The 3,560-nt window shown below is 69.0% G+C and carries 2 protein-coding genes and 1 pseudogene; 1 reads left to right on the forward strand and 2 read right to left on the reverse strand.

The window, feature by feature from the left end; all coding sequences use genetic code 11:
* Positions 1 to 1,328, reverse strand: a pseudogene (locus tag ACKAE7_RS20600) (peptidase S41); the annotation flags it as partial.
* 73 nt (positions 1,329 to 1,401) lie between these two features.
* On the opposite strand from ACKAE7_RS20600, the gene ACKAE7_RS20605 reads away from it, so the two are divergent.
* Positions 1,402 to 2,295 carry a TIGR01777 family oxidoreductase gene (locus ACKAE7_RS20605; protein WP_408980171.1) on the forward strand — a complete coding sequence of 298 codons (894 nt, stop codon included), beginning with the start codon at positions 1,402 to 1,404 and terminating at the stop codon, positions 2,293 to 2,295.
* Between the two features lie 168 nt (positions 2,296 to 2,463).
* Here the strand turns inward: ACKAE7_RS20605 and ACKAE7_RS20610 are convergent, their stop codons facing one another.
* Positions 2,464 to 2,913: a hypothetical protein gene (locus ACKAE7_RS20610; protein WP_408980170.1), complete on the reverse strand. Its 450-nt coding sequence runs from the start codon at positions 2,911 to 2,913 to the stop codon at positions 2,464 to 2,466.
* Positions 2,914 to 3,560: the final 647 nt, after the last annotated feature.

Below are 3,560 nucleotides of genomic sequence, written 5' to 3' on the forward strand. Positions count from 1 at the left end.
CTGCTGGGCAACGCCATCCGCGACGCCCTCGAAGACGGGGACAAGATCAAGCACAGGAAAAAGGCAGCACCGGCAGCGGGGACCGGCTGCGGCAGGACCACGGCTTCTTCTTTTCCTGCGGCCACCGGCGCAGGAACGTCCGCCGTGCTGGGGGCTGCGGCGGCACCCGGGGCCGCGCTCCTGTCTGTGCCGGCAATCCCGGCAATCCCGGCAATCCCGGCAATCCCGGCATGCGGCACCGGAGCCGCGATGTCCTTGATGTACAACGCCTCCACATTGTCGTGGTCGGCAAGATAGGCGATCCGGCCGTCCCCCAGGGGCCGGGGCAGGCGGGCGCGGACACCCGGCGTCGCCTCGATGATGCGGGACGGTCCGTCCTTGTGGCGCAGCCAATGGATGGTGCCGTGTGCTTCTATCGCACTGGCGGAGCCGGTCGTGTCAGGTACTGCCGCACCGAGGTGCCTGGCGGTCTTGAGCAGGGCAGGGCGCCTGGACTGCGAGGCGGAGCCAAGGGTGATGTCCAGCCGAACGGCGTCGGAGCCGAGATCGTGCAGTACCCACAGCTCGCCGGCTGATTCGAAAATGACGCGTTGGCCGTCGGTGGCGGCATGCCGGACGTAGAAGTCCTCGTGGTCCGTGTGCCGGCGCAGGTCCTTTCCGCTGGGAAGGACCGAATACAGGTTGCCGTAGCCTTCGTGGTCCGAAAGGAAGGCGATCCGGCCGTCCACCCACATGGGATCGGCGAGGTTGCCGTCAAGCTCCGGCACAAGGCGTTCAAACTCTCCGTTGCCGTCGGCGTCGATCCACAGCTTTCCCGCGGTGCCGCCGCGGTAGCGTTTCCACCAGGCGGGTTCGCGGGACAGCACGCTGCCCACCACCACGGGCCGTTCGTCACCCACCTCCGGGCCAAAGGCCACGGACTCAACCGGCCCGTACGGGAGTTCCTCGGCCCAGCCGCCTTCCAGCGGGACGCTGTAGGCGTGTGTGTGCCTGCTTTCGGCCTGGCGGAACGCGCTGGTGACCACCACTGAACCGCTGGCAGTGAAACCCTTGACCCGCGTTGTGCTGTGGCCGAAGAAGGTCAGCTGACGGTACCCGCCGCCGTCGACTTCTGCCGATACCACTTCCGGCGCCGTTCCCTGGACCACCGTCCACACCAGGCGCTTCCCATCGGGGGTGAAGCGGGGGTTGCGGGCGGGCAGTTGGAGTGCCGAGACGCGCCAGGCGCGGCCGCCGCCCAGGGGCGCGATCCACACGTCGTCCTCGGCCACGAAGGTGACCAGATCGCCGTGCAGATGCGGGAAACGGAAGTAGCTGGAAAAGGTCATCGTTCGATCATAGTCAACCCTCCTGCGGCCTGTCGGGAGGTGCCGCAGGCGCTGTGGCGTGGTGAGATGGACCATGCGCATCGTCATGGCCGGCGCCTCCGGGCTCCTCGGCACTTCCATGTCAGAAACCTTCACCAAGGCGGGTCACGACGTCGTGTCCCTGGTCAGGGGGGACCCCGCCTCCGCGTCCGAGGTCAGGTGGGATCCCGCGGCCGGTGACCTTGATCCCCAGGCGTTGGCCGGGGCGGACGCCGTGGTCAACCTTTCCGGCGCCGGCATCGGGGACCGGCCCTGGACCCGCAAACGGGTGGAAAAGTTGTTCAGCTCGCGGGTTGGTGCAACGCGGACCCTGACACATGCGATGCGGCAGTTGGATACCCCGCCGGCTGCCTTTATCAGCCAGTCCGGCTCGAACTACTACGGCGACGCCGGCAACACCGTCCTTCGGGAGTCTGCTCCGCCGGGTTCGGGAACCTTGTCGCGGATCTGCGTTGAGTGGGAGGACGCAGCCCGTTCAGCTCCGGACGGGGTGCGGGTAGTTACGACGCGGACAGGCGTTGTCCTCAGCCGTTCGGGCGGGGCGCTGGGCAGGCTGCTCCCCCTGATCCGGCTGGGCCTGGGCGGGCCGCTGGGGAGCGGCCGGCAGTACTGGCCCTGGGTCACCCTGCCGGACGTATCAGCGGCATTCCTCTTTCTGCTCGAGTCACGGGTCAGCGGGCCAGTGAACCTGTGCGCTCCCGAGCAGGCCGACGTGGGCACCCTGGTGGGGGAAATTGCCCATGCACTGCACCGGCCCGCAGCCCTGCGTGTTCCCGCCTTTGTGCTGCGGCTGCTGATGCGTGATCTGGCGGAGGAACTCCTGCTTTCCAGCCAGCGCATGGAGCCCGCGGTGCTTCTGGAGGCCGGATTCGTGTGGCAGCATCCCACGGTGGCACAGGCCGCCCAGTGGGTTTCCGGCAAGGACTAGGTAGGCCGAGGCTCCGCCGCGCACGTTTCGTGGGAGGTGGCCTGTGCAGGCGGACGCGGCATAGGCAAAGCAGCACGGCGGGCGGAAGCGGTAAAGGGGACGGACCAGGGCAGACCGAAAGGGCCCGGGACGACCGGTCCCACGGAAACCGGACCGGACCCGCGAGGATCAGTCCCTTGGAAGGATCTCGCTGATGCGCCACGTGCCGTCCACGGCCACGAGGACCAGACGGAGCTGGCGGCTGGTGGTGGCCGGGCCCGCCCCGACGACGGATCCCCCTGCATCCTTCTCCTCATATGCGGAAGAACTGGAGCGCACTTGCACCAGGGCGCGGGAGGCAGTGGCTCCGTCCTCCATACGTAGCTCGGCAAGGGTGCTGGAAAACCCGGCGAGGACGTGGCCGGAGCTGCGAAGCCGTTCGGATGTCCGCCCATCGGCTGCAGCTGCCGGCGAGCCTTCCGCATTCACCTCGTCGAGCAGCCCGAGATCTCCCGTGCTGAACGCCAGGTCCCGCAGGGCAGCGAGGCCCTGGACAGCCTGGAGGGGGTCCGACGCCCGCGCCTGCTGCCTGGCCGCAGCCACAGGGCCGCCACTGTTGCCGCCCCCGCTGTTTGTCACTGCTCCTTGTTCGCTTCCCCCGCTCTCGGTGGGGGTGCCGGAGATGGCCTGCGCTGTTTCGCTCGCCGCAGTTTCACGTGCTGCACTTTCATGTGCCGCAGTCCCACCCGCCGGAGTATCTGGCCCCTGTCCGCCGTCGGGTTCCTGACCAACGACGGGCTCCCGGGCAGTGGCGGACTCCGGCGCGGGAGCTGGTCCGGCCGGCAGTTCTGCTGCCCCTGCAAGCCACCATGCCACGGCCGCCACCACCACGGCGGCCGCAGGGAGGAGGCCGCGCAACAGTGGCGCGCGGCGCTGCAGGGGCGAGCGGCGCCGTCCCCTGCTGGGGTGAGCTGGGCCGGGTTGTGCCGTGCCGGCATCTGCTGGGCTGGATCGTACCGCGCCGGCATCTGCTGGGCTGGATCGTGCCAGCCCGGCATCGGTTGTGCTGGCATCTGCTGTGCCAACATCTGCCGAGCCAGCGTGCGCGCTGCCAACGTCCGCTCGGCCGGCATGCTTCCCGCCGGAAGGGCGGCGTTCGTTCACGGGCTGTGGGAACGGCATGCGCGGCCCGGCAAAAGACAGGCCGGAGAAGGGCAGGCCGGACCACCTGGCAGTGGCGATCCACCTGCCTGCAGCCTTGTACTTTTCCGCAGCTGCCCCCGGCC

The sequence above is a fragment of the Pseudarthrobacter sp. NKDBFgelt genome (assembly GCF_046097905.1).
Classification (GTDB): domain Bacteria; phylum Actinomycetota; class Actinomycetes; order Actinomycetales; family Micrococcaceae; genus Arthrobacter; species Arthrobacter polychromogenes.

Bases quoted from the DNA above. Each gene is read 5' to 3' on its own strand.
- ACKAE7_RS20605 (WP_408980171.1), top strand. From the start codon at position 1,402: ATGCGCATCGTCATGGCCGGCGCCTCCGGGCTCCTCGGCACTTCCATG.